Consider the following 24,146-nt stretch of genomic DNA (forward strand, 5'->3'; position numbering starts at 1 on the left):
AAAATTATTTAAGAGCGGTTAAAAATTGCACGCAAAATTAACTAAAAACAACAAGTTTTTAAATTAAATACTTAAGATATAGTGAACTGTGTATAAACTGTGGCTATTTTACTAGTTCCTTAAAATACAGGCAGATCAAGGAAAAGGAAGGTTTTTATCTCGCAGAAAAATTATCAAAAACTATTATATTAAATTTATCTCTCCTGTTTGCAATCGCTTTCTCATGCACAGAAACACCCACCGGGAGCAAAGATGCTGATATTCAGCCCACTAAATAGTTAGTGTCCACCGCCGTTTTTTGCTTGGTTTTCCAGCCGGAATTTGATAAATTTGATGTATGAACCGGATAAAAGATTTTGTGGAATGGAAGGCGTTCGGTGTTTGTGCCGCTATTGGAGATAAACTGGGCGTGGCCACATCCCGTATACGCATCTTTTTCATTTATGCCACTTTTCTGACAATGGGGTCCCCACTCATTGTATATATGATTCTTGCGTTCTGGGTGAATATGAAAAATTATATCCAGAATGCCAGAAGGAATCCCCTTCGTTATTTGTGATTTTAATTTAATGTGTTCAGATGGTACAATGCCATCCAAACGAAAATAGAAAGAGGGCGTGAAAATAAGCGATGCTTAATCTCACTCCCTCTTTTATTATTTTATAGTATGGGCTATTCCAGGTGATACAGCGTCATCCCATGATAATGATTCTGTAACTCATTCAGGGTGATAGGCGCATTCAGATTCCGGGTTTCATCCCTGTAGTGCAGCTGTATGAGGGGCTTATGTCCTGCCTCAAACCAGCGGACCGAAAAAGGGCCTCTTACATACAGGGTCCCTCCTGATGCAGAAGACGCCGCTTCGTCTTTATGGAACTGCAGCTTTAACAGGGTTGCTTCCGTTAAATGAATGGGTAAAAGGTTGTCGAGATCGTACCAGTACTCATTTTCATCCGTAGCCACCAACACTTTCTTATCTTCATGATCTACCTGTAAAATCTTTCCTTCTTTTTCCGCACCTCCGTAATTTGTGATAACGGTATCACCTGATTTTAATTCGTGAATACTAATCATAGTGAGCAGTTTTGTGTTTTCATGAATATAATAAAAAAAGCCGAAGGCGTAAAGCAAAAAGCTATCGAGGTGAATGATGTAAGCGAGAATAATATTCGCTTAGGTCATTCACCTCGATAGCTTTTTGCTTTATGCTTTACGCCTTCGGCTTAGCGTACTACTTTACGGATCTCTACTAATTTCTCCAGCAGTTCTTCCAGTAGATCCAGACGCAGCATATTAGCTCCATCAGATTTAGCTTTGGAAGGATCAGGATGCGTTTCTATGAACAGGCCATCTGCGCCGGTAGCAATGGCTGCTTTGGCAATGGTACTGATCATTTGTGGGTTACCACCTGTTACACCGCTGCTTTGGTTAGGCTGTTGCAAAGAGTGGGTACAATCCATCACCACCGGCTCGCCCAGGTGTTTCATGATAGGAATGTTACGGTAATCTACTACCAGGTCCTGGTAACCAAAGGTGGTACCACGTTCGGTGAGGATGATATGATCGTTACCGGCACCTTTGATTTTTTCTACGGCAAATTTCATAGACTCGCCACTCAGGAACTGACCTTTCTTTACGTTCACCACTTTACCTGTTTCCGCCGCTGCCAGCAGGATATCTGTCTGACGGCAAAGGAAAGCAGGGATTTGTAATACATCTACGTAAGCGGCTGCCATAGCAGCTTCTGCGGCAGAGTGAATATCTGAAGTCACAGGTACGTTAAATGTTTTACCTATTTTCTGCAACAGTTCCAGTCCTTCTACATCACCAATACCGGTAAAGGAATGTACGCTGGTACGGTTAGCTTTACGGTAAGATGCTTTGAAAATATAAGGGATCGCTAATCGTTTACAGATAGCCGTTACTTTCTCTGCTACTGTCATCAGTATTTCTTCCTCTTCAATTACACAGGGTCCGGCAATCAGGAAGAAATTTTCAGGGTTGTATTGCTCTTTGAATAATGATTTTAAATGCTTCATATCTTGAAAAAAATTGGGTCATTTAATTGAAGGTGCAAAGATAGTCATTCTACCGCAAAGGCAGGCAGCGTAAAGCGTGCCGTTTGGCTTAATTGTCATAATATTGTAATCTGGAAACGATGCAAACACGCATTGTAGTTTTTATTGTTATAGCATTGTCATGCGCTGTGATGTCATGAACGGAAATAGCTGCGAACCCGTTAATATTACGGTCCGATTTAAAAAATAGCTTACAATTATATTTTTGTATGAAGAAAGATAAGATTCTGGTAATTGGTGCCTGTGGACAAATTGGCGTAGAGCTGACCCTGGCTTTAAGAAAGATGTATGGAGATACCAACGTTGTCGCTTCGGATCTTCGTGAAGAGCACGATTTACTGAAAGGAACAGGTCCCTACGTGTCGTTGGATGTTATGAACAAGGAGATGTTGCATGTATTGGTCATCCGCCATAACATTACCCAGATCTACCTGCTGGCAGCGATTTTATCTGCTACCGGTGAAAAAAATCCTTTACTGGCCTGGCATATCAATATGCAAAGCCTGCTCAACGTACTGGATATTGCGAAAGAAGAAAATCTTGATAAAATATACTGGCCTAGTTCCATCGCGGTATTTGGTCCTAATTCTCCTGCCGCGGAAACGCCACAGCACACGATTATTGAGCCTACTACCATTTATGGTATCAGCAAATTTGCCGGTGAGCGCTGGTGTGAATATTACAACCACCGCTTCGGTGTGGATGTAAGAAGTTTACGTTATCCGGGTCTGATCAGCTATAAATCAGCACCAGGCGGCGGTACCACGGATTACGCGATTGAAATTTTCCATGAAGCAAAAGAACATAAAAAATACACCAGCTTCCTGTCTGAAGACACTTACCTTCCAATGATGTATATGCCGGATGCGATCAGGGCTACAATTGAACTGATGGAGGCTGATGCGTCTAAAATTGCTATACGTTCTGCTTATAACCTCTCTGCCATGAGCTTCTCTCCAAAGGAAATTGGTGCAGAGATTCAAAAACATATTCCTGATTTCACAATGTCTTACGCGCCTGATTATCGTCAGCAGATTGCGGATGGCTGGCCTAACAGCATTAATGATGGCCAGGCTCGTCAGGATTGGGGCTGGAAACCAGAGTATGATCTGGCCCGGATGACGGAAGATATGCTGAAGAACATCTAAGCATATTTACAAAAAGGAAAGCAGCTAAGTTATCCCATCTTAGCTGCTTTCCTATTTATAGTAATGGCTGATTACTCAATAAATCCTACTGCCACGGTGGTATTATTAAACTCATCGATGAGAATAAATGCTCCGTTAGCAGGATTGGTATGGTAAGAATCTGCGAATACCGGAGCCGCTGTTTTCAGCGAAATTCTACCGATATCGTTCAATCCCATTTCTGTTTTGTTAGCTGTTTGGAGGTGATTGGTTACATCTGTGATGTAATGGATCTGCGGTACTTTTGCTTTTACGCGGTTAACGCCATGCTGCAGTAAATAAGTTTTGCCAGACACCAGTTTTTGCTGATCCATCCAGCAGATGTTAGCATTTACTTCTTTCAGCTGCGCAGGTACTTCATCTGTTTTTACGAGCATATTACCCCTGCTGCTGTCTATTTCATCTTCCAGTGTGATCACTACACTTTCACGTGCATGCGCTACCGTTAGTTGCTTTTCAAATTGTTCAATGGTTTTAATACGGCTCTTTGTTCCGGAAGGCAGTGATATTACTTCATCGCCTACGGTGAAATGGCCGCTGGCAACTTTGCCGGCAAAGCCACGGAAATCGTGGTATTCGGTGGTTCTGGGCCTGATCACACTTTGTATCGGGAAGCGTGCCGGATGAAGGCGGTCTTCATGATCAAAAGATACCTGTTCCAGGTATTCCAGCAGGGTAGTGCCCTGGTACCAGTCGATAGCGCCGGTGCGGGAAGCCACATTTTCACCATACAGGGAAGAGATAGGAATGAACTTCACTTCCTGTCCTTTAAACCCGGCGTTGTCCAGCATTTGTTGGAAATCTTCCACTATCTGGTTAAAGCGTGCTTCACTGTATTCTACCAGGTCCATTTTATTCACGCATACCACGAGGTAAGGAATACGCAGGAGGTTGGCAATAAAAAAGTGGCGGTGGGTTTGTTCTACAATTCCTCTGCGTGCATCAATGAGAATCAGTGATACCTGGGCATTGGAAGCGCCGGTAACCATGTTACGGGTATATTCAATATGCCCGGGTGTATCAGCGATAATGTATTTGCGGGTAGGAGTGGAGAAGTAAATGTGCGCCACATCGATGGTGATGCCTTGTTCACGTTCTGCTACCAGCCCGTCTGTCAACAGCGACAAATCTGTAAAGTCAAGTCCCTTGCGCTTGCTGGCAGCATGGAGTGCCTCCATTTTATCTTGCGGAATAGAATTAGTATCGTATAATAAACGGCCTATTAAAGTGCTTTTACCATCGTCTACACTACCGGAAGTGGCTATACGTAAAACCTCCATTGTTTTTTAGCTTTTAGCTTTTAGCGGTTAGCAGTTAGTGCCAACGCAAAAAATGTGTTCAAATTAATTAAAGCAGCCCTTGCGGGGAAAGCTAAAAGCTAGAAGCTAATAGCTAACTGCTGTTCTAGAAATATCCTGCCTGTTTTCTCTTTTCCATGGCAGCTTCTGAGCGTTTATCATCTATACGTGCGCCACGCTCAGAAATCTTGGCTTCCATGATTTCAGCGATAATATCTTCCAGTTTATCTGCTTCAGAAATAACGGCTGCGGTACAGGTCATATCGCCTACGGTACGGAAACGTACTTTCTGGAGATAAGGTACTTCATCAGCGGTGGTATTGAGGTAAGGTGAGTAAGGCCAGTAGAGACCATCTCTTTCTATGATTTCTCTTTCATGGGAGAAGTAGATAGAGGGGATTTCCAGCTTTTCGCGAACGATGTAGTTCCATACGTCCAGCTCTGTCCAGTTGGAGATCGGGAATACGCGTACGTTTTCGCCGATATTAATTTTACCATTGAGGATATCAAATAATTCGGGGCGTTGCATTTTGGCGTTCCATTGGCCGAATTCATCTCGTACAGAAAATATTCTTTCCTTAGCACGTGCTTTTTCTTCGTCTCTGCGGGCGCCACCAATGCAGGCATCAAATTTACCTTCTTCGATCGCATCCAGCAGGGTAACGGTTTGCAGGGCATTTCTGCTGGCGTATTTGCCGGTTTCTTCCTGCACTTTACCCTGATCAATGCTGTCCTGTACATTTCTTACGATAATATCCAGACCCAGTGAATTGACAAGCCAGTCACGGAAGGCGATGGTTTCCGGAAAGTTATGCCCGGTATCTACATGCAATAAAGCAAAAGGAATTTTACCGGGGTAAAAAGCCTTTTGTGCAAGTCGTACGAGTGTGATAGAATCCTTTCCGCCGGAAAACAACAGCACTGGTTTCTCGAACTGTGCTACAGTTTCGCGAAGGATGTAAATTGCTTCATCTTCCAGTGCCTGTGGAAACTCCCAATTTATTTGATTAGTCATGGACTATAATTATTTATTCTAAAAGCTAATTTTCTAATGGCTGAAGGCGGGTGGTAACGGTTATCCGTGCAATCCGCATTCTTTTTGTGATTGTTCCCACCACCAACGGCCGGCGCGCGGGTGTTCTCCTGGTTCGATGGCACGTGTACAAGGTGCGCAGCCAATGCTTACGAAGCCTTTGTCGTGCAGCTTGTTGTAGGGTACTTTATGTTGTTCCAGGTAGGCCAGTACTTCATCAAAGCCCCAGTGGATCAGTGGATTGTATTTGTAGAGATGGCGATGTTCATCCCATTCCAGTGTTTCCATGCCCTGCCGGTTATCAGACTGTTCTGCTCTGAGGCCGGTGATCCATACTTTTACGCCTTCCAGTGCCCTGTTAAGCGGCACTACTTTGCGGATGCCGCAACATTCCTTGCGGTTTTCCACTGATTCATAAAAGCTGTTGGGGCCTTTGGCGGCTAATAGTTTTTCGATGGCAGCGGTTTCCGGGTAATACACTTCTACAGGTTGCTTATAACGGGCCATAGTGAGGTCCATTACATCGTATGTTTCCTGAAAAAGGCGGCCCGTGTCAAGGGTAAAAACTCTAACCGGCAAGTGGTTACGCCAGATAATATCTGCTATTACCTGGTCTTCCTGGCCAAATGAGGTGGAAAACGCCACTGCGCCCGGGTATTGCTCCAACAGGTACTGTATGGCTTCTTCCACCGGCTTGTTGACCAGCGCGGTGGTAATGTCTGTCATGTAGATCTTCCTTATTGATTGATGTGTCTAGTGCCAGCGGAGTAATTACGGTCACTCCTCCAACAAAAATACATAAAACCTATAAAAAAGATAGACTAATAAGATAAAAATTTATTTCTTTCTTACGGATCCGCTGTGGTGGCTGGTATTATTGTGAGTTTGATATGTAATTTATTTTCAATAAATCAATGGTAGTGAGCAGGGGTAGTTAAGAGCGGTGCCCTGTAGTTATCCGGGTGATGTAGAGAGATGAGGGGGCAGTAGTCAGGCAGGTAGCCGGCCATATCAGCCGGCTCTTACAGTACCTGTAACCAGGACCTTAGTTCCGGGTCAGGATATCTTTTAATGTTTTGTTCTCCAGTATTTTAAGGGCGGAGTCCCTTACTTTCCCCATTACTTCATTCAGGCCGCAAACGGCTTCGTCGCGGCAGTTTTCGCAACGTTCGTAATAATTCAGGCTCACGCATGGTAGCAGGGCGATAGGACCATCCAGCAGGCGGATGATTTTCGCCAATGCAATCTCCTTAGGAGCGCGCATCAGGTAATAACCGCCACCTTTTCCTTTTTTGCTGCCAAGGATGCCGGCATTCTTCAATTCCAGTAATATATTTTCCAGGAATTTGATAGAGATATTTTTTTCCTGTGCGATTTCAGATATAAGGATGGGACCTTTATCTACATTCTCTGCCAGGTGTACTAATGCGTGAAATGCGTATTGTGTTTTTTTCGATAACATACTGACTGATTTGCATCCCTCCCGGATGAACTAATAGTGCGGTGCACACTTTATATTCCTGTAAAGATAAGCAGTTTTTAGCTAGCAGCTGTTCAGCTTTTAGCCGTTAGCTTTTTGCTTTTAGGAAAATGCAGCAAAGAATATAGTATATACCGGTCTCCACTGCATTTTCCTAAAAGCTAAAAGCTAACGGCTAAAAGCTAAACGCTATAATCCCAATACCTCCCGCATGGTAAATACGCCGGTTTTTCCTTTCAGCCATTCTGCGGCTACTACAGCTCCGGCAGCAAAGCCTTCCCTGGAGTGCGCCGTATGGGTGATGGTAATATCATCGATATCGGAAGTGTAATTGATCGTGTGTGTGCCCGGCGCCGGATCTATCCTTTTGGAAATAATAGACAGCGTTTCGGGTTGGTTACTTTCTTCGTTTATCCAGCCTTTTTTGCGGGTAACGGATGCCAGTAGTTGTTCTGCCAGTGTGATGGCAGTACCGCTGGGTGCATCTTTTTTATGGGTATGGTGGATTTCTTCCATCCATACATTGTATTGAGGCTGGCTGGCCATGAGGGCAGCCAGTTTTTTATTCAGTTCAAAGAATATATTTACGCCCACGCTGAAATTGGTGGCATGTAAAAAAGCCTGCTTCTTTTCCAGACAGATGGCATTTATTTCAGGTAACTTATCGAGCCAGCCGGTTGTACCGCAAACTACGGGTACATTGGCTTCAAAGCATTTTAAGATATTATGGTAGGCTGTTTCAGGTACAGTAAACTCAATAGCTACATCTGCCTGTTCCAGCTCTTCTTTTGTAAGGAGGTGCTTACTGTTTGCCCGGATAACAATTTCATGCCCTTTAGCGGTAGCAATAGCATCTATTGCTCTTCCCATTTTCCCGTATCCGATGAGCGCAATTTTCATGACCCTTATTAGTTGTATGTGATGTTGATGGATAAAAGAATAATCAGCGGCCGGCAACGTAGCGGCTTCCTTTGGCTTTTTTACCTCCAATGGATATATTAACCCCGATACCCAGTGTACGGTTATTGATCAGGGTAGGAGAAATACGCATACTGAGATCATCGGACATATCGAAGTTGCGCAGGTGCGCAAATACAGTAGCATCCACTATATTCAGGCCATAGGCCAGTATAAAGAACAATACGCTATAATCCACATATTGGCGGAACTGATCCCGGTATATCTTGATGGATTCTGCATCCAGTCCCACAGTCAGTTTATTGGTATCATTGGTATCCGGATTACCATCCTGTCGCAGGCGGTAAGCATCCCGGAATATCTTATACGTATTCATGTTATCAATAAAGAAGTAAGTACAGGTACCAATGGCCACATAGACCAATGGCATTTTCCAGTATTCTCTGTTGTATGCCTGACCTAATCCCGGGAATACTGCTGAATAGAGTGCTGCTTTACGCGGACTATGTGGCAGTTTGGAATTGGGGATGTAAGCAGAATCTGTAAAAATGGCTTTATTCGCATTTGCTTTCACTGTATCTGTGCCGGGAGCCGGTATAGGCCGGATAAGTGTATCCATCGTTTTTGCAATAGGCCGTAAGGTATCCTGTGCCTGGAGAGGAACAGCAATTACCATCGTAAGCAAAAACAATAAAGAGCAACGTTGTAGTGAATGAAGTATGTATTCCGCCTTATTAGCCACCGTATATATCTATTTTTTCCAGGATGCTATCCAGTTCTTCATCTGAATAGAATTCAATTAAAATACTGCCTTTGCCGCTTTTCCCTCTGTCCAGTTTTACTTTGGTAGAGAAGTGAGTAGCGAGTTTGTCCTGTATTTTCTGAAAAGCAGGTGCTAACTTTAATTTGGCAGATTTCTGCTGATGATTCTTGTCGGACTGATTAATCCTGCGCGCGAGTTCTTCTGTTTGTCTTACGGACAATCCACTTTTCAGGATTTCATTGTAGAGGAAAAGCTGGTTTTCCACATTCTCCACGCCGGTCAATACACGGGCATGACCCATGCTGAGTTGACCATTGCGTACTGCTACCTGTATATCCGGTGGCAGTTTGAGTAAACGTATATAATTAGTTACGGTACTTCTTTCTTTGCCCATACGGTCGGCTACCTGCTCCTGTGTGAGGGTGCATTCTTCCATTAACCGTTTGTAGCTCAGGCCAACTTCAATGGCATTGAGGTTTTCGCGTTGGAGGTTTTCCAGCAGGGCCAGTTCCAGGAGTTCCTGGTCATTTACCTGGCGGATGTAGGCCGGAATATCTTTCAGACCAGCGAGTTTGCTGGCTCTCAGGCGTCTTTCACCGGCAATCAGCTGAAACTTCTTATTGCTGATTTTAGCGATGGTAATAGGCTGAATAACATCGTGCAGTTTGATAGACTGGCTTAACTCCTGTAAAGAAACCTCATCAAAGTCACGACGCGGCTGTTTCGGATTGGTAACAATCTGATCGAGCGGAATGCGTTCAATACCGGTAGCAGCAACTACTACCTTATCACCCAGGGCGCCGGCAGTTTGCTTCAGATCTGTATCAATGTTTTGAAGCAGTGAGCGGATGCCTTTACCCAATGCCTCTTTCTTACTTGGATTGGTCATCGTTGATAGCTAGGATTTTGTCTTTGGATTTAATTTTAGTGTAATTATGTTTTTGCAGAATTTCTTTGGCCAGGTTCAGATAATTGATCGCACCTGTGCTGGCGGCATCATACATAATTACGGATTTACCAAAGCTGGGAGCTTCGCCCAGTTTGGTATTACGGTGAATGATCGTATTAAATACGCTTTCTTCAAAATGTTGTTTTACCTCATCCACCACCTGGTTGCTCAGGCGCAAACGACCATCATACATGGTCATCAGGATACCTTCAATTTCCAGTTCTATGTTCAATCTGCTCTGTACAATTTTGATGGTATTGAGCAATTTACCCAGGCCTTCCAGTGCAAAAAATTCGCATTGTACGGGAATAATCACAGAGTTGGATGCCACGAGTGCATTAACGGTGATCAAACCGAGAGAAGGAGAGCAGTCTACAATCACAAAATCGTAATCAGCTTCAACAGTATCAATTACCTGTTTCATCACTCTTTCCCTGCTGGGATGATTGATGAGTTCCAGTTCCGCACCTACCAGGTCAATATGGGAGGGCAGTACTTTCAGGTTGGGAGTATCTGATTCAAGTATCACGTCTTTGGCCTGCACATCGTTCACCATACAGTCATACAAACTCTGCTGCACATTACGCAGGTCGAAACCCAGTCCTGTGGTGCTGTTTGCCTGAGGGTCCGCGTCTACCAGCAATGTTTTAAATTCCAGCACAGCCAGGCTGCTTGCCAGGTTTATTGCACTTGTAGTTTTTCCTACGCCACCTTTCTGGTTAGCGATTGCGATTATTCTAGCCATTGTGTAATTTAAAAATTCAAGGTTATTTATAGGATAAAGGATAAATCAGTAATGATCGCTTCTTCCTCAAACCTCTATAGTACTTCCTATTTCAGGAAGTAACAGATCCAGACCGGCATCTTCAAACTGTTGTACGGCAGCGTCAACATCAATCTTAACGTAGCCGAAAGTATTGTAGTGTACACCGATTATCTTATCGCATTCTATTAGTTCTGCTGCTGCAATCGCATCTTCAATGCCCATCGTGAAATTATCACCGATAGGTAGTACGGCAAAATCCAGAGATGCAATTGCGGGTACCAGCTCCATGTCTAATGTGAGCGCAGTGTCGCCTGCATAATAAAAATTCCCTTCTTCTGTCATAAATATAAAACCCATCGGGTTGCCACCATAGGTGCCATCCGGTAAGCTGCTGGAATGTTGTGCTACTACACATTTCACGGTACCGAAATCAAACTTCCATTTGCCGCCGGTATTCATGGGATGCAATTTCTCAACCCCCTGTTTCCCCGCCCAGGTCACAATCTCATAATTTGATACCACAGTGGCATTGGTCCGCTTAGCCAGATCTACCAGATCTGCGGTATGATCATCATGACCATGCGAAACAAATATATAATCCGCCGTTATGGCATGGATGTCTACTTTTTGGGCCAGTTCATTATGCGTAATAAAAGGATCAAAAAGAATTTTTTTCCCTTTTATTTCCACTGCAAAACAAGAATGTCCGTAGCAAGTATACTTCATAATCAATCCATTTGAGTGAACTACCCGTTTGCCAAAACAAACGAATTTCGCTTTTCAACGGCCAGACTTCCTTTTAAAAAGACTGATATTACCCTGAAACGCGTGATCGGAGCGTTCTTCCCCGATTTAATAAATTACGAAAATGATTTTGGGGAGATATACTGCTCCGTATTCCGCAATTAATCTACACCTTATATTTAAAAGTAACCCTATTAAAAGTAGCTTAATCGGACAAAAATACAACGATTACATAAAAATCAGGTGCTGTAGTATATTTATTTATACACAAACTGTTCGCAGAACAGGTCCCTCAATATGTTAACGGGTTAGTTTTTAACCAGTTTAAGCAGGGGTAAGTTTAATATATTATTAAAATATTAAAATTATCTATTGTATACTGGTCAGCCAGCAAATGTACTGTTTCTCTTTACTTAATAAAAAAAATAAAAACATACAATTCTTCCCGTTGTTATTCGTCTGTATACTTACAGATACCGGTTTTAACTTTTAAAACCAGATTACTTGTATTAAATTGCTTGATTATTATATATCTATATTAAATTTTCATAATGCGACCTGGGCTGAATTCTATGATACTAGTTGTTTTCCTCCTACTGTTGGATATTTACGTGTTCCAGGCTATCAAAGCGATGGTGTATATGTCTACCCCCAGGGTAAGAAATATTACTTTTTCCATTTACTGGTTCATATCCATCAGTTGTCTGCTGATGATCGCTTTACTGCCCTACATCAACTGGCATAACTGGCCGGCGACGCTAAAATCCTACCTGATGGCCGTTTTCATTGGTCTGGTACTGGCAAAGCTGCTGACAACCGTATTCCTGCTGTTAGATGACGTGAGAAGAGGTGTATTATGGGTGATCCGTCGTTTTTCAGGCAGCCCGGCGCCGGATACCACAGGGGTAGTGAGTGGGCTGTCGCGTTCCCAGTTTCTCAGCAGGCTGGGGCTCATTACCGGAGGAACACTGTTTGCCACACTGATCTATGGATTCTCCAACAAATACAATTACCGGGTACATAAAATTAAGATGGCGTTTAAGCACCTGCCAGCCTCTTTTAAAGGGTTACGTATTGTGCAGATTTCTGATATCCATTCCGGCAGCTTCGCCAACCGCGAGGCGGTACTGAAAGGCATAAAAATGATCAACGATCAAAAGGCCGACCTGGTGCTGTTTACCGGTGACCTGGTGAATGACCGGGCGGATGAAATGACCGAATGGATGGATGCATTCCGCCAGGTGAAAGCACCGATGGGCGTATATTCTACCCTGGGTAACCACGACTATGGCGATTATTATCCCTGGYCGGATAAAACCCCTAATGGATATAGCGCGATGCAGCATGAAAACCTGGAACGTCTCAAGGGGCTTCACGGAGAATTGGGCTGGAAGCTGATGATGAATGAAAATGTGGTGCTGGAGCGCGGAGGAGAACAGATCGCCCTGCTGGGAATAGAAAACTGGAGTGCTATTAAACGTTTTCCCCGCTACGGTGATCTGAAGCGTGCTTATGAAGGTGTGGGACATATTCCATTTAAAATCCTGTTATCACATGATCCTACCCATTGGGATGCGCAGGTGCGTACCGAATATCCGGACATTGCACTCATGTTGGCAGGTCATACCCATGGTATGCAGTTCGGGGTGGAAATTCCGGGGCTGAAATGGAGCCCGGCCCAGTATTTCTATAAAGAGTGGGCAGGATTATATAAGAAAGGCGAACAGTTTCTTTATGTGAACCGTGGATTCGGTTTCCTGGGCTATCCTGGCAGGGTAGGTATACTCCCGGAAATTACTGTCATAGATCTGGTGTAGCAGCCGGTTGACCGACAGAAAAGCATTGTTTAGCCACACATTCGTCCCGTTCATGGGATCGTCTGTGTTAAATGCTGAATTACGCTTATATTGCGGCTACGTACTCATTAAACATGCGCCTATACTTCTTAACCTTCCTGTTGTTATGTAGCCGTATTGCAACGGGGCAAACTTTAGCAGAGCTGGAGAAACAGCTTGATTCGCTGTTGCAGAAACAGCAAAAAAGTGAAGTAGTGGCCGGTATCGGATATGGTAATAATCCAGCTTACGGCAGTAAAGTAACCAACTTCGAGTCTCCGATTGTTTTAAAAACATTTGTATCTCCTTCACTGAGTTATTATCATAAAAGCGGCTTCTATGCCGGGGTTAGCAGTTATTATCTTTTTAATTCCATTAATAACCCATGGTTTGAATGGGACCTGACCGCCGGTTACGACTATACGAAAAACAAGGATTTCCTGACAGGAATTTCTTACACACGCTATATATTTTCTGATTCCAGTGATGTACCGGCAACGCCGATCAAGAATGAAATATTTGCTTATTTCTATTATCGCAAATGGTGGCTGCAACCCGGTATCAGTCTGGATTACGGATGGGGAAAAGATGTAAACCAGGCAGCACATCTACAGGAAACCCTGCGTGGTAATGATTTTAATATTATTGCAGCGGTGCGGCATCCGTTTATTTTTTCCGGTATGCTGGGGCGAACGGATGTATTGATGTTTACGCCTTCTGTTAATTTAACTATGGGTACAGCCAACTATTACAGCAACCTCAAAGCTTTCCAATATATCACCCGATCTCCCAAGCTCATGAAGACTAAAAAGCATGTGGGTAAGGAATTGAATTTTGAAGATCATACCGAATTTGAACCCCGCGCGGTAGACGTTACCATGAGTCTTTCTTATTTTATCGGCCGCATTAATCTCTCTCCGTCCTTCACTGTTTTCAAGTCTTTCACTGGTACAGATCAGGGTATTATGAGTTATTTCACTGCTCGTATGGCATACAGTTTTTAATTTCTTTAACAAATAGCACGGAATTTGTATTTACGGAAATCGTAAATACAGAATAGGGGTATCGTTTACCTGGAACGTCTATATTTTAACCATTACTCAACAATACATAATTTATGAAAAAACTGTTTTTAGCCGTAGCAGTGTTGATGATCGCTGCTGTATCAACTGTTAACGCTCAGACTAAATTCCTCCGCTTTGGTGTAAAAGGCGGTGCCAATCTTGGAAAGCTGGACGGAAGTGGTTTTCAGGATGGATTTAAATTAGGTTATCACCTGGGTGCTTTTGCACAGGTAAACCTGGTGAAAGGTTTTGGAGTACAGGGAGAGGTCGTATTCTCTTCTACCAAAGCTGAAACTACCGATAATTACAGCGATATCTACAAAGGTGTAAGTACTGCTGAAGACCGCAAGAAAATTAACCTGAACTATCTGAGCATTCCATTACTGGCCAATATTGATTTAGGTACACCGCGTTTAAAACTCCAGGTAGGTCCTCAGTTTGGCGCTTTGGTAAGTGACAAAAAAGTACTGGGTGCTGCCAACGAGGCCTTTAAAGGTGGTGAAATTTCTGGTGTTGCCGGTTTATGGTTGCAATTACCAATTATTAACATCAGTGCCCGTTACATCATTGGCTTTAATGATGTGAAAAATGCAGAAAGCGTTGTTACTACCAGCAACTGGAAAAACCAGAGTATACAGCTGGGTGTGGGCGTAAGCTTCTAGTCGTTTTCGGCCATTAGCTTTTAGCTTTTAGCAAAATACAGCGAATATAAAAGCAGCGAGGATAAATGTGATTCACATTTATCCTCGCTGCTTTTTTGTTAATGGCTTGTAAATATGGGCTAAAAGCCGGTCTGCCATCAAGTCACTTGGCATCAAACTTGACAATATAGGGATACATTAAAAAAAGAGGACGTACACAGGATTGTCTGACAGAATGTCCTCATGAGGCTTTAAATATCTCAGATGAACAGATTTTATTTAGGAAATTCGGAAGATGAAATGGAGTTCATGCCTATTATCCCTTTGAATGAAGATGGGGAGGGACAGGAGGATGAAAACATTCCCGATGAACTGGCATTATTACCATTAAGAAATACAGTATTGTTTCCGGGTGTTGTACTGCCAATTACGGTAGGCCGGGATAAATCTATAAAAGCGGTAAATGACGCCTACAAAACTGATAAGTCTATCGGTGTAGTGGCGCAAAAGGACAGTACAATAGAAGATCCGGCTGTAACGGATCTGAGTGATGTAGGTACCGTGGCACGTATTGTTAAACTCATTAAAATGCCCGATGGTGGCACCACTATCATTATACAGGGGCGTAAGCGCTTTAAAATAGATGAAATAGTGACGGAAGACCCGTACTTCAAGGCCAAAATCACTGTTTTGCAGGACGAAGCTGCAGAAGATGATTCTGAGTTTGAAGCATATATTTCTTCCATCAAAGACCTGGCAGCCCAGATCATTCAGCTGTCGCCCAACCTACCTTCAGAAGCCAGCATTATATTGAAGAACATTGAAAATCCATCGTTCCTGGTGCATTTCGTTTCTTCCAATCTTAATTCTGACCTGAAAGACAAGCAGCAACTGCTGGAGATCAACAATCTGCGCACCCGTGCGGAACTGCTGATGAAGCTGTTGCAGACAGAATTGCAACTTGCAGAACTCAAAAACAAGATTACCAATAAAACCAAGGCAGACCTGGACAAGCAGCAGCGGGATTATTTCCTGCAGCAGCAGATGAAGTCTATCAAGGAAGAATTGGGTGGTGATGCCAATGACAGGGAGTTGAAAGAAATGAAGCGTAAGGCAGAAGAAAAGAAATGGCCTGCTGCTGCCGCTGAAGCTTTTGCCAAAGGTATAGAGAAACTGGAGCGCATGCACCCCAGCACTCCGGATTACAGCGTGGTATATAATCACCTGGACCTTTTGCTGGATCTGCCCTGGGGCGAATATACGACTGATAGCTATGACCTGAAAAAAGCGAAGAAGATACTGGACCATGACCATTACGGCATGGAAAAAATCAAAGAGCGTATACTGGAATACCTGGCGGTATTGAAACTGAAAGGGGATATGAAGTCTCCTATTCTATGTTTTGTAGGCCCTCCGGGTATTGGTAAAACTTCTCTCGGCCGTTCTATCGCCAACGCAGTGGGTCGTAAGTATGTGCGTCTCAGTTTAGGTGGTTTGCATGACGAGAGTGAAATCAGGGGACACCGTAAAACCTATATCGGCGCTATGCCAGGTAGAGTGGTGCAGTCTATCCGCAAGATTAAATCATCCAATCCGGTGATGATACTGGATGAAATTGATAAAATAGGTAACGATATGCGTGGCGATCCAAGTTCAGCATTACTGGAGGTATTGGATCCTGAGCAAAACAGCACCTTTTATGATAACTACCTGGAACTGGAATTTGACCTGAGCAGGGTGTTATTCATAGCAACGGCCAATAATATCAATTCGATTCATCCTGCGCTGCGCGACAGGCTGGAGATCATTGACCTGAGTGGTTATTCTATTGAAGAAAAAGTAGAGATCGCCAAAAGGCATCTGCTGCCTAAGCAGAAGGATGCACATGGTTTGAAAGATGCGAAAGTGAAGATCGGTAACCCGGTTATTGAGCAGCTGATTTCTGATTATACCCGTGAGAGTGGCGTACGTGAGCTTGACCGGCAGTTTGCAGCCATCATGCGTAATATGGCGAAGCAATTGGCCATGGAAAAGCCTTTACCAGCAACGTTGACAGAAACGGATTTGCAGCGGATATTGGGTAAGCCCCGTTATTCCAACGAGATTTATAAAGTGGGTAATCCTCCTGGTGTAGCCGTGGGCCTTGCGTGGACTTATGTAGGAGGTGATATTCTGTTTATAGAAAGCAGTTTGAGTGAGGGCAAAGGTGATCTGAAACTGACAGGGAATCTGGGTAACGTCATGAAGGAATCGGCGGTAACAGCGCTGAGCTATCTGCATTCTCATGCAGTGGAGCTGAAGCTGGATCCCAAGTTGTTTACTACAAAAAGTGTACACGTACACGTGCCGGAAGGAGCGGTGCCGAAAGATGGTCCTAGTGCAGGTATTACCATGCTTACTGCTTTGGCATCTGTATTCACCGGACGTAAGGTAAAGTCTTACCTGGCGATGACGGGAGAAATTACTTTGCGAGGTCAGGTATTACCAGTAGGTGGTATCAAGGAAAAAATACTGGCAGCCAAAAGGGCAGGTATCCGGGAAATTATTCTTTGCTGGCAAAATGAAAAAGATATTAAGGAAATAAATCCTTCTTATATCAAGGGGATGAAGTTCCATTATGTGAGGCAAATGAACCAAGTACTGGAAATTGCGTTATTAAAGAAGTAACAGCGCGTAACATTGCTGTCAGTCATGACAGCAAATTATATACTGTTCATATCGGTTTTGTTGTGACCCCGCTATGAACTTCATGTTGATTGTTTTAAGGGTTATAAAGCCATTCCAGGTTAACGGAATGGCTTTATTKTTTTAGCTTTTAGCCATTAGCTTTTAGCTTTTAGCAAATGCAGCGGAGATGATGTTTTGTTAATCTCCGCTGCATTTGCTAAAAGCTAAAAGCTAATGGCTAAAAGCTATTTCACGACAATTGTCTCTTGTATAACTGGATGGTATTTTCCAGGCCGAAGTAGAGTGCGTCTGCAACGAGTGCGTGTCCGATAGATACTTCTTTCAGTTGTGGAATATGTAATTTGAAGAAGCGGAGGTTATCCAGGTTCAGGTCATGGCCAGCGTTGAGGTCCAGGCCAATCGCGGTGGCTTCTTTCGCGGTGTTTTTATAGTCATTGAACAGCTGCAGGTTTTGCGGCTGTGTACGTGCGTTCGTATATTCTTCTGCGTAAGGGCCGGTATACAATTCAATACGATCAGCTCCGGCGGTTTTGGCGCCTTCCACTTTGCTTACATCTGCATTGAGAAAGATAGATACGCGTATACCTGCTTTTTTCAGGGTAGAGATCACGTCTTTCAATTGTGACTGATAGGCGATGGTATCCCAGCCGGTATTGGAAGTAATGGCATCTGGCGGATCAGGAACCAGCGTACATTGATGTGGTTTCACGGCCAGTACCAGGTCCATAAAGTCCTGTGAGGGATATCCTTCGATATTGAACTCTGTGGTCACCAGTGGTTTCAGGTCTCTTACATCCTGGTAACGGATATGGCGTTCATCCGGGCGGGGGTGAACGGTAATACCATCGGCACCGAAGCGTTCACAATCCTGTGCGACTTTTAATATATCTGGTAGATTGCCTCCTCGTGCATTTCGCAGGGTCGCAAACTTATTGATGTTTACACTCAGCTTTGTCATGATGCAAAAATACTTCTTATAGCAGAAAGCACAAAGCATAAAGCACAAAGCAATTAAAGCGAATGATCTTAGCAGAATTAATATTCGCTTTGATCATTCGCTTTAATTGCTTTGTGCTTTATGCCTTCAGCTTTAAGCTGCCGGGCTTAGTATCTGTAGTAATCTGGTTTGAACGGACCTGCTACCGGAATACCGAGGTATTCAGATTGAGCGCTGGTCAGGGTATCCAGTTCCACGCCTACTTTCTTCAGGTGCAAACGGGCTACTTTTTCATCCAAGTGTTTAGGCAGTACATATACCTTGTTTTCGTAGTTTTCTGAGTGCAGCCACAGTTCCAGCTGAGCCAGTACCTGGTTGGTGAAAGAGTTACTCATTACGAAAGAAGGGTGACCTGTAGCGCAACCCAGGTTAACCAGGCGGCCTTCAGCCAGCAGGATGATATCTTTACCATCGATAGTATATTTATCTACCTGTGGTTTGATTTCAACTTTAGTGTTGCCATAGTTTTTATTTAACCAGGCTACATCAATTTCGATATCGAAGTGACCGATATTGGAAACGATGCATTTATCTTTCATCAGTTTGAAGTGTTCGCCGGTGATGATATCGCGGCAACCGGTGGTAGTAACGATGATGTCAGCTTCTTTTACTGCATCGTTCATTTTCTTTACTTCGTAGCCTTCCATGGCAGCTTGTAAAGCGCAGATAGGGTCAATTTCAGTAACGATAACGCGGGCACCTGCACCTCTCAGTGATTCAGCGGAACCTTTACCTACGTCACCAAAACCAGCAACAACTGCAACTTTACCGGCAATCATTACATCTGTAGCACGACGGATCGCATCTACGCAGGATTCGCGGCAACCGTATTTGTTGTCAAATTTAGATTTGGTAACAGAGTCATTGATGTTGATAGCAGGCATTGGTAAAGTACCAGCTTTCATACGCTCGTATAAGCGGTGAACACCGGTAGTGGTTTCTTCACTTAATCCTTTGATATGCTGGATCAGTTCAGGATATCTGTCGAATACCATGTTGGTCAGATCACCACCATCGTCCAGGATCATGTTCAGCGGACGGTCAGCACCACCGAAGAACAGGGTTTGTTCGATACACCAGTCGAAATCTGCTTCATTCAAACCTTTCCAGGCAAATACAGGTACGCCTGCAGCAGCAATAGCGGCAGCAGCGTGGTCCTGAGTTGAAAATATGTTACAGGAGCTCCAGCGCACTTCAGCACCCAGGTGAACCAGTGTTTCAATTAATACGGCAGTTTGAATAGTCATGTGCAAGCAACCAGCAACACGTGCACCCTGTAATGGTTTAGTGTTACCATATTCTTCTCTCAGTGACATCAGACCAGGCATTTCTGCTTCTGCCAGTTCTATCTCCTTACGACCCCAGGCCGCGAGAGACATATCTTTTACCTTGTATCCGAGGTTAAAATCAATGTTGGATTTCGCAATTGTAGACATTCTGAATTGTTTTTTGCAAATCTAGGGTTATTTTAACTTTTAACATAATGGTACCGTCTCCTAACCGCAGTCAACCCCCTAAAATTTTGTTAATCCCCCACTATGAGGCAGATATCTTTCATTCTGATAAATTAATTTGATTTAATATAAATATTATTATAGATTTGCTAATTAAAATATATGATTTTATATTTAACTGTTTGGATATGTGCTACAGGTGGAAGGATATAAAATAATTATAGAAATCATAAAAAATGCCATAAATGCGTCTCGGGCATCCCTCCACCATTAGATTGAGACATTAACATAATTGCCGGCGGCTGGTTTTTCAGGTTCACCAGATGATATTAAGAACAATACTTTAAGCTGCCGGGAGAGCCAATTACAGAGATCCGCATATAGGGTTTTACAAAGGACTGTTTCTCACATTTTTGACTAAAAATCTATATGTATAAATAGAAATTTACACGCTTATATGTTACTCCTTTCCTATCCTACGAAATTAAATGAGCAAGGTATGCCCCATCGTATCCACGTGTTCCTGCTTCGGGCAATATTCCTGATAGCCGCCTTTTTTACTATAAGCATTGGTGTAAATGCACAAACTTATCCTGTTGTTATCAACCCCGGAGGTGGTACAAATGCTACTGATGGATTAAGGATTGAGGTAAATAGTGATGGTAGCTACAAGGTATTCAGAAAAGGACAAACAGAAACAGCGAAAGATCCGCTGACTGCATACGTGGGAGTAAGAACTCATATAGCCATTGATGTTGTGGTACCCCCTCAGCCGGGAGCCCTTCTTGACATTAACTATCATGCTGTTTCTCCCTTAATGGGGAGCGGTTCAGTTAGCGATCCCTACCAGGTTAGCATGATCGGTAACGTAATCAGCGTTGATCCGTCGGATGGGAATAGCTACCCCACCACGGTTGTTATGACCATCACTTACATAAAGCCCAACAAGTATTATACAATTGATTATACCATATACAATACTAATTATTACATTGATCCGCATGTTTTTGTGAATGAATATGCAACGATGCAGGACGACCCCGTTTTACCGAAAGCAAGTAATAGCTCCGTGCAACATGGCTACATTGAGGGGGGCAGCAGCAATCCAACAGTAGTGGGTTTCACGAGAAGTACTAATGTATTCGGTACTGATGCAACACCAGGTCCGCTCACTCATACTTATCACGCGTCCGGGAATTTTAATTCATTTTACGTTGGTGCCTTCGGAGCGAGGATGACACGAGATGCTGGTACCGGTCAACTCAGTAATGCTATTTCAGTGGCTGATGTGGATGATCCCACGAAGAAGGGAATGGCTGTAGATATTTTTATGGGCAGAAAAGAAGAGCAAACCAAAGCCGTTAGCACCCGGATTGGTATAGCTTACGATGACAGCCCTACCGCTGCCGTAATACCGGTACCTGCAATATCTAACATCAGTAACTATGCCACTCCGCTTACCGTTGCATTTGAAATAACGGATACTTCCGGATTGGAAGGCAATGCCGGGGATATACATGCGCCTCTCAATCTGAATTTGAAGGTGAAATCTAATTCCTCCTTAAAGGTGCCTACCTATGTGAAAATAAACCTGCTTCCCGCAGATCCTGCTGATCCCCGGGCCGCCGTTTTGGGCACCGACTTTACTTTCCAGGGAGGTTATATGATTCCGCCTGGAGATTATGTTATTGGGGATGTTATTCCGTTAAAAAATATCCGCATTATAGGTAATAATAAACTGGAGTACGGCCGGCATTTCACTTTGCAGTTGGAACAGGTGCCGAATAACGACCTGGTGACCATTGATGCTGCCACTACCACTTGCACTTATACTATTAAAGACGATGAACCAAAGAACATCGTACTTACCACACCAACAAAAATTAAAGAAGGCTTTATCGATAGCGTTCGTGTAGCACTGCCTCCGGGTGTACATGCTTCAGAAAGAACGTTAGTAACCCTATCTGTCGAAAGTGGTACCCTGGCAACAGTTGGTACTGATTTTACATTTGGTCAAACAGCGTATATAGAAATAGATTCCAATGGCGTAAATATCCCGGTAAGGGCAACACTGGACAGCATCATTGAAAAAGATGAACTGATTAAGTTTAAAGCGGATGCAGTTGTAATGGGAGAAGCTCAAACCTTTTCACAATCACTGATCCTGCAGGACTCCACAAGATTGAATCCGGCATTGACAGCCGTGTCGATTAAAGCAGATGCACCTGCCTTACTGAAAGAGCCTTATGATGGGCTGCTAACTTTTAGTCTGCCACCTCATGTCACTACTGATTTGCCTATCGGTATCAAAATAAATAAACTGGGTACCTCTACTGCTACTGACGTTGTGGACTATCAATTGCCAGATACCGCATCAATTACTACTGGTGGAAATAATACGACTGTTGCGTTTAAGATTATAAATGACAATAAGATAGAAGGGACTGAGTATCTCAATCTTTCTCTGACGCTCACGGAAAGTACTGCCAACACCGCTTTAACCAGCACACCTGCTGCGCTGGATATTATTGATGCACAGCTGCCAATGACAGCTCCCATCATTTTACATATTTCTGCCGCCAGCGTGAATGAAGGTGTAAATCCAACAATCTGGGCAGAGTTACCCTCCGGTATTTCCACCCAGATTCCTATCAAGGTGAAATTTACTCCGGACGGATCTTCAACTGCTTTGCCAGGCAGTTATACTTTTGCCACCGATTCAGTCACCATCCCCGCCGGCCGCACGTTATCCGATACAATTGCGATCACCAATACAGCTAATAATGTATTTGATGATACCCGCGACCTGGTGTTGGTGGGAAGTTCTCCGGATAACGGTATCCTGGTAACAGGCAGTGTTAAAGTAACGATCGTTGATAATACAGATGCTTCGAAAAAGGTATTAACGTTGACCGCAGATAGCTTAACGCTGAATGAAGGTAACAGTACCGCATTCAAAATGTCGCTGCCGGCTGGTTACCGTTCCGCAAAACCATTGACTATTACCTTAACAACGAATGCAACAGGTACAGAAGCCGCTACGACCGATTACCAATACCTGCAGACATCAATCGTGTTCCCGAAAGACACGTCCGTATTTACGACTACGGCTGCAGTGATCAAAGCGACTACGGATCAGATCATAGAAAAAGATGAACAACTGAATATTTCCGGTGCTACTGCTACCGGTTAYACKGTAGTCGATGCRCAACTGAAGATCTATGATGCTACCCGCAGAGATGCGACTAAAACGAAGATTACATTCACGCCACCTGCTGCCGGTATGCCGGAAGGCAATACCCAACAGGTTGGGTTTAGTTTACCTGCTGGTGTAAGTACAGAAATACCTATTAARATATCTCTGCCATCTACAGGTACTGCTACCCGTGGTACCGATTACAGTCTGCCAACAGATACCAGCTTTACCGGTGCTTCCGGTGCTGCTGAACTGAAAGTAGTTGCTGATATCCTGGTAGAAGATGTGGAAGATATTCACCTTACCCCTGCGGTAAGTGATGTTTATAGCACTCCTTACACCTTTGCACCAGCAACGCTTGATCTGACAATCAAGGATGCGCAGTATCCATTCCCTGCCGGTGATTCCATTAAACTGAGCAGCGTACCGGATAGCGTGAACGAAGGACAGAGTGCCGTGATCACCGCTACTTTACCCAATGGCTGGAAAGCCGGCAAAGCCTGGACGGTGAACCTGACAAAAGATGTGGTATCATCTACGATTGCAGATAGTCGTTATACCAGTCTCCCTGCTACTATMACGATTGCCAACGGAGCGGATCACGGAGATGCCACCGCTATTCAGACATTGACCAATAATGTGTTTAATGATGAAGGGCTTTTAAATGTAGATGGTAATAAAGGCAATGTAAATATGCCTGCTACCAGTGCCCACATTTATGTTAAAGATCTCACAGACCCAGCGCAGAAGAAACTGACGCTGACGGCTGATAGCTTAACATTAAATGAAGGTAACAGTACCACATTCAAAATGTCATTGCCAGCTGGTTACCGCTCAGCTAAACCAGTGACCATTACCTTAACAACGAAAGTGGCCGGTACTGAAGTAGCTGCAACCGACTTCCAATACCTGCAAACGTCTATCGTATTCCCGAAAGACACAGCAGTATTTACTACTACCGCTGCAGTGATTAAAGCGATCGCAGATCAGATCATAGAAAAAGATGAGCAACTGAATATCTCCGGTGCCGCCAGCGGTTACACGGTAGTCGATGC

20 protein-coding genes are annotated in these 24,146 nt (G+C 43.7%); 7 read left to right on the forward strand and 13 right to left on the reverse strand.

Translation table 11 applies throughout. The annotated features are described in order from the left end of the window. The first annotated feature begins 337 nt into the window (after positions 1–337). The gene (locus tag AC1DCV_RS29955; RefSeq protein ID WP_089894158.1) at positions 338–559 is read left to right on the forward strand and encodes a PspC domain-containing protein; all 222 of its coding nucleotides are present in this window, start codon (positions 338–340) and stop codon (positions 557–559) included. 113 nt (positions 560–672) lie between these two features. Here AC1DCV_RS29955 and AC1DCV_RS29960 read toward each other — a convergent pair whose 3' ends face one another. Beyond that, the gene (locus AC1DCV_RS29960; protein WP_477026610.1) at positions 673–1,074 is read right to left on the reverse strand and encodes a hypothetical protein; all 402 of its coding nucleotides are present in this window, start codon (positions 1,072–1,074) and stop codon (positions 673–675) included. A gap of 149 nt (positions 1,075–1,223) precedes the next feature. Beyond that, positions 1,224–2,039 carry a 3-deoxy-8-phosphooctulonate synthase gene (gene kdsA / locus AC1DCV_RS29965; protein ID WP_133809069.1) on the reverse strand — a complete coding sequence of 272 codons (816 nt, stop codon included), beginning with the start codon at positions 2,037–2,039 and terminating at the stop codon, positions 1,224–1,226. A 248-nt stretch (positions 2,040–2,287) separates the two neighbouring features. Here kdsA and AC1DCV_RS29970 point away from each other — a divergent pair, with 248 nt between their 5' ends. Next, positions 2,288–3,226: an NAD-dependent epimerase/dehydratase family protein gene (locus AC1DCV_RS29970; RefSeq protein ID WP_441577287.1), complete on the forward strand. Its 939-nt coding sequence runs from the start codon at positions 2,288–2,290 to the stop codon at positions 3,224–3,226. Between the two features lie 71 nt (positions 3,227–3,297). Here AC1DCV_RS29970 and AC1DCV_RS29975 read toward each other — a convergent pair whose 3' ends face one another. The 9 genes from AC1DCV_RS29975 to AC1DCV_RS30015 all read right to left on the reverse strand — a co-directional run bounded on the left by AC1DCV_RS29975 (position 3,298) and on the right by AC1DCV_RS30015 (position 11,198). After that, a complete protein-coding gene (locus tag AC1DCV_RS29975; RefSeq protein WP_477026611.1) occupies positions 3,298–4,545 on the reverse strand; it encodes a sulfate adenylyltransferase subunit 1 in 1,248 nt (415 codons plus the stop codon). 124 nt (positions 4,546–4,669) lie between these two features. Further along, entirely contained in the window at positions 4,670–5,578 is a 909-nt protein-coding gene (cysD, locus tag AC1DCV_RS29980) for a sulfate adenylyltransferase subunit CysD (RefSeq protein WP_441577285.1), read from the reverse strand. Between the two features lie 60 nt (positions 5,579–5,638). Then, positions 5,639–6,322, reverse strand: a complete 684-nt coding sequence (locus AC1DCV_RS29985; RefSeq protein WP_441577284.1) for a phosphoadenylyl-sulfate reductase — start codon at positions 6,320–6,322, stop codon at positions 5,639–5,641. Between the two features lie 319 nt (positions 6,323–6,641). After that, complete coding sequence (locus tag AC1DCV_RS29990) at positions 6,642–7,058, reverse strand: RrF2 family transcriptional regulator (protein ID WP_331966330.1); 417 nt, start codon at positions 7,056–7,058, stop codon at positions 6,642–6,644. A gap of 207 nt (positions 7,059–7,265) precedes the next feature. Continuing rightward, the gene (dapB, locus tag AC1DCV_RS29995; RefSeq protein WP_477026612.1) at positions 7,266–7,976 is read right to left on the reverse strand and encodes a 4-hydroxy-tetrahydrodipicolinate reductase; all 711 of its coding nucleotides are present in this window, start codon (positions 7,974–7,976) and stop codon (positions 7,266–7,268) included. Positions 7,977–8,019: 43 nt separating this feature from the next. After that, complete coding sequence (locus AC1DCV_RS30000; RefSeq protein ID WP_477026613.1) at positions 8,020–8,613, reverse strand: DUF5683 domain-containing protein; 594 nt, start codon at positions 8,611–8,613, stop codon at positions 8,020–8,022. 115 nt (positions 8,614–8,728) lie between these two features. Continuing rightward, positions 8,729–9,646 (reverse strand): ParB/RepB/Spo0J family partition protein, encoded by a 918-nt coding sequence (locus AC1DCV_RS30005; RefSeq protein ID WP_441577281.1) that lies wholly within the window; start codon positions 9,644–9,646, stop codon positions 8,729–8,731. After that, positions 9,630–10,451 carry a ParA family protein gene (locus AC1DCV_RS30010; RefSeq protein WP_441577280.1) on the reverse strand — a complete coding sequence of 274 codons (822 nt, stop codon included), beginning with the start codon at positions 10,449–10,451 and terminating at the stop codon, positions 9,630–9,632. The genes AC1DCV_RS30005 and AC1DCV_RS30010 overlap by 17 nt, the downstream gene beginning before the upstream one ends. Before the next feature lie 66 nt (positions 10,452–10,517). Further along, on the reverse strand, positions 10,518–11,198 hold the full coding sequence (locus tag AC1DCV_RS30015; protein WP_477026614.1) for a metal-dependent hydrolase: 681 nt from the start codon (positions 11,196–11,198) through the stop codon (positions 10,518–10,520). A gap of 590 nt (positions 11,199–11,788) precedes the next feature. On the opposite strand from AC1DCV_RS30015, the gene AC1DCV_RS30020 reads away from it, so the two are divergent. The 4 genes from AC1DCV_RS30020 (at position 11,789) to lon (ending at position 17,423) form a co-directional block, all read left to right on the forward strand. Next, positions 11,789–13,033, forward strand: coding sequence for a metallophosphoesterase (locus AC1DCV_RS30020; protein ID WP_477026615.1), 1,245 nt, complete (start codon positions 11,789–11,791; stop codon positions 13,031–13,033). A gap of 113 nt (positions 13,034–13,146) precedes the next feature. Continuing rightward, the gene (locus AC1DCV_RS30025; RefSeq protein ID WP_477026616.1) at positions 13,147–14,055 is read left to right on the forward strand and encodes a TorF family putative porin; all 909 of its coding nucleotides are present in this window, start codon (positions 13,147–13,149) and stop codon (positions 14,053–14,055) included. A gap of 113 nt (positions 14,056–14,168) precedes the next feature. Continuing rightward, positions 14,169–14,777, forward strand: coding sequence for a porin family protein (locus AC1DCV_RS30030; RefSeq protein ID WP_477026617.1), 609 nt, complete (start codon positions 14,169–14,171; stop codon positions 14,775–14,777). A 243-nt stretch (positions 14,778–15,020) separates the two neighbouring features. Next, positions 15,021–17,423 carry an endopeptidase La gene (lon, locus tag AC1DCV_RS30035; RefSeq protein WP_477026618.1) on the forward strand — a complete coding sequence of 801 codons (2,403 nt, stop codon included), beginning with the start codon at positions 15,021–15,023 and terminating at the stop codon, positions 17,421–17,423. A gap of 250 nt (positions 17,424–17,673) precedes the next feature. Here lon and AC1DCV_RS30040 read toward each other — a convergent pair whose 3' ends face one another. Further along, on the reverse strand, positions 17,674–18,402 hold the full coding sequence (locus tag AC1DCV_RS30040) for a pyridoxine 5'-phosphate synthase (RefSeq protein WP_441577274.1): 729 nt from the start codon (positions 18,400–18,402) through the stop codon (positions 17,674–17,676). A gap of 146 nt (positions 18,403–18,548) precedes the next feature. After that, the gene (gene ahcY / locus AC1DCV_RS30045) at positions 18,549–19,877 is read right to left on the reverse strand and encodes an adenosylhomocysteinase (RefSeq protein ID WP_477026619.1); all 1,329 of its coding nucleotides are present in this window, start codon (positions 19,875–19,877) and stop codon (positions 18,549–18,551) included. Positions 19,878–20,394: 517 nt separating this feature from the next. Between ahcY and AC1DCV_RS30050 the strand changes: the two genes are divergently transcribed. Then, positions 20,395–24,146: Calx-beta domain-containing protein (locus AC1DCV_RS30050; RefSeq protein WP_477026620.1), on the forward strand; the 3,752-nt coding region annotated here is incomplete at its 3' end.

The sequence above is a fragment of the Chitinophaga sp. 10T418 genome, from assembly GCF_056394125.1.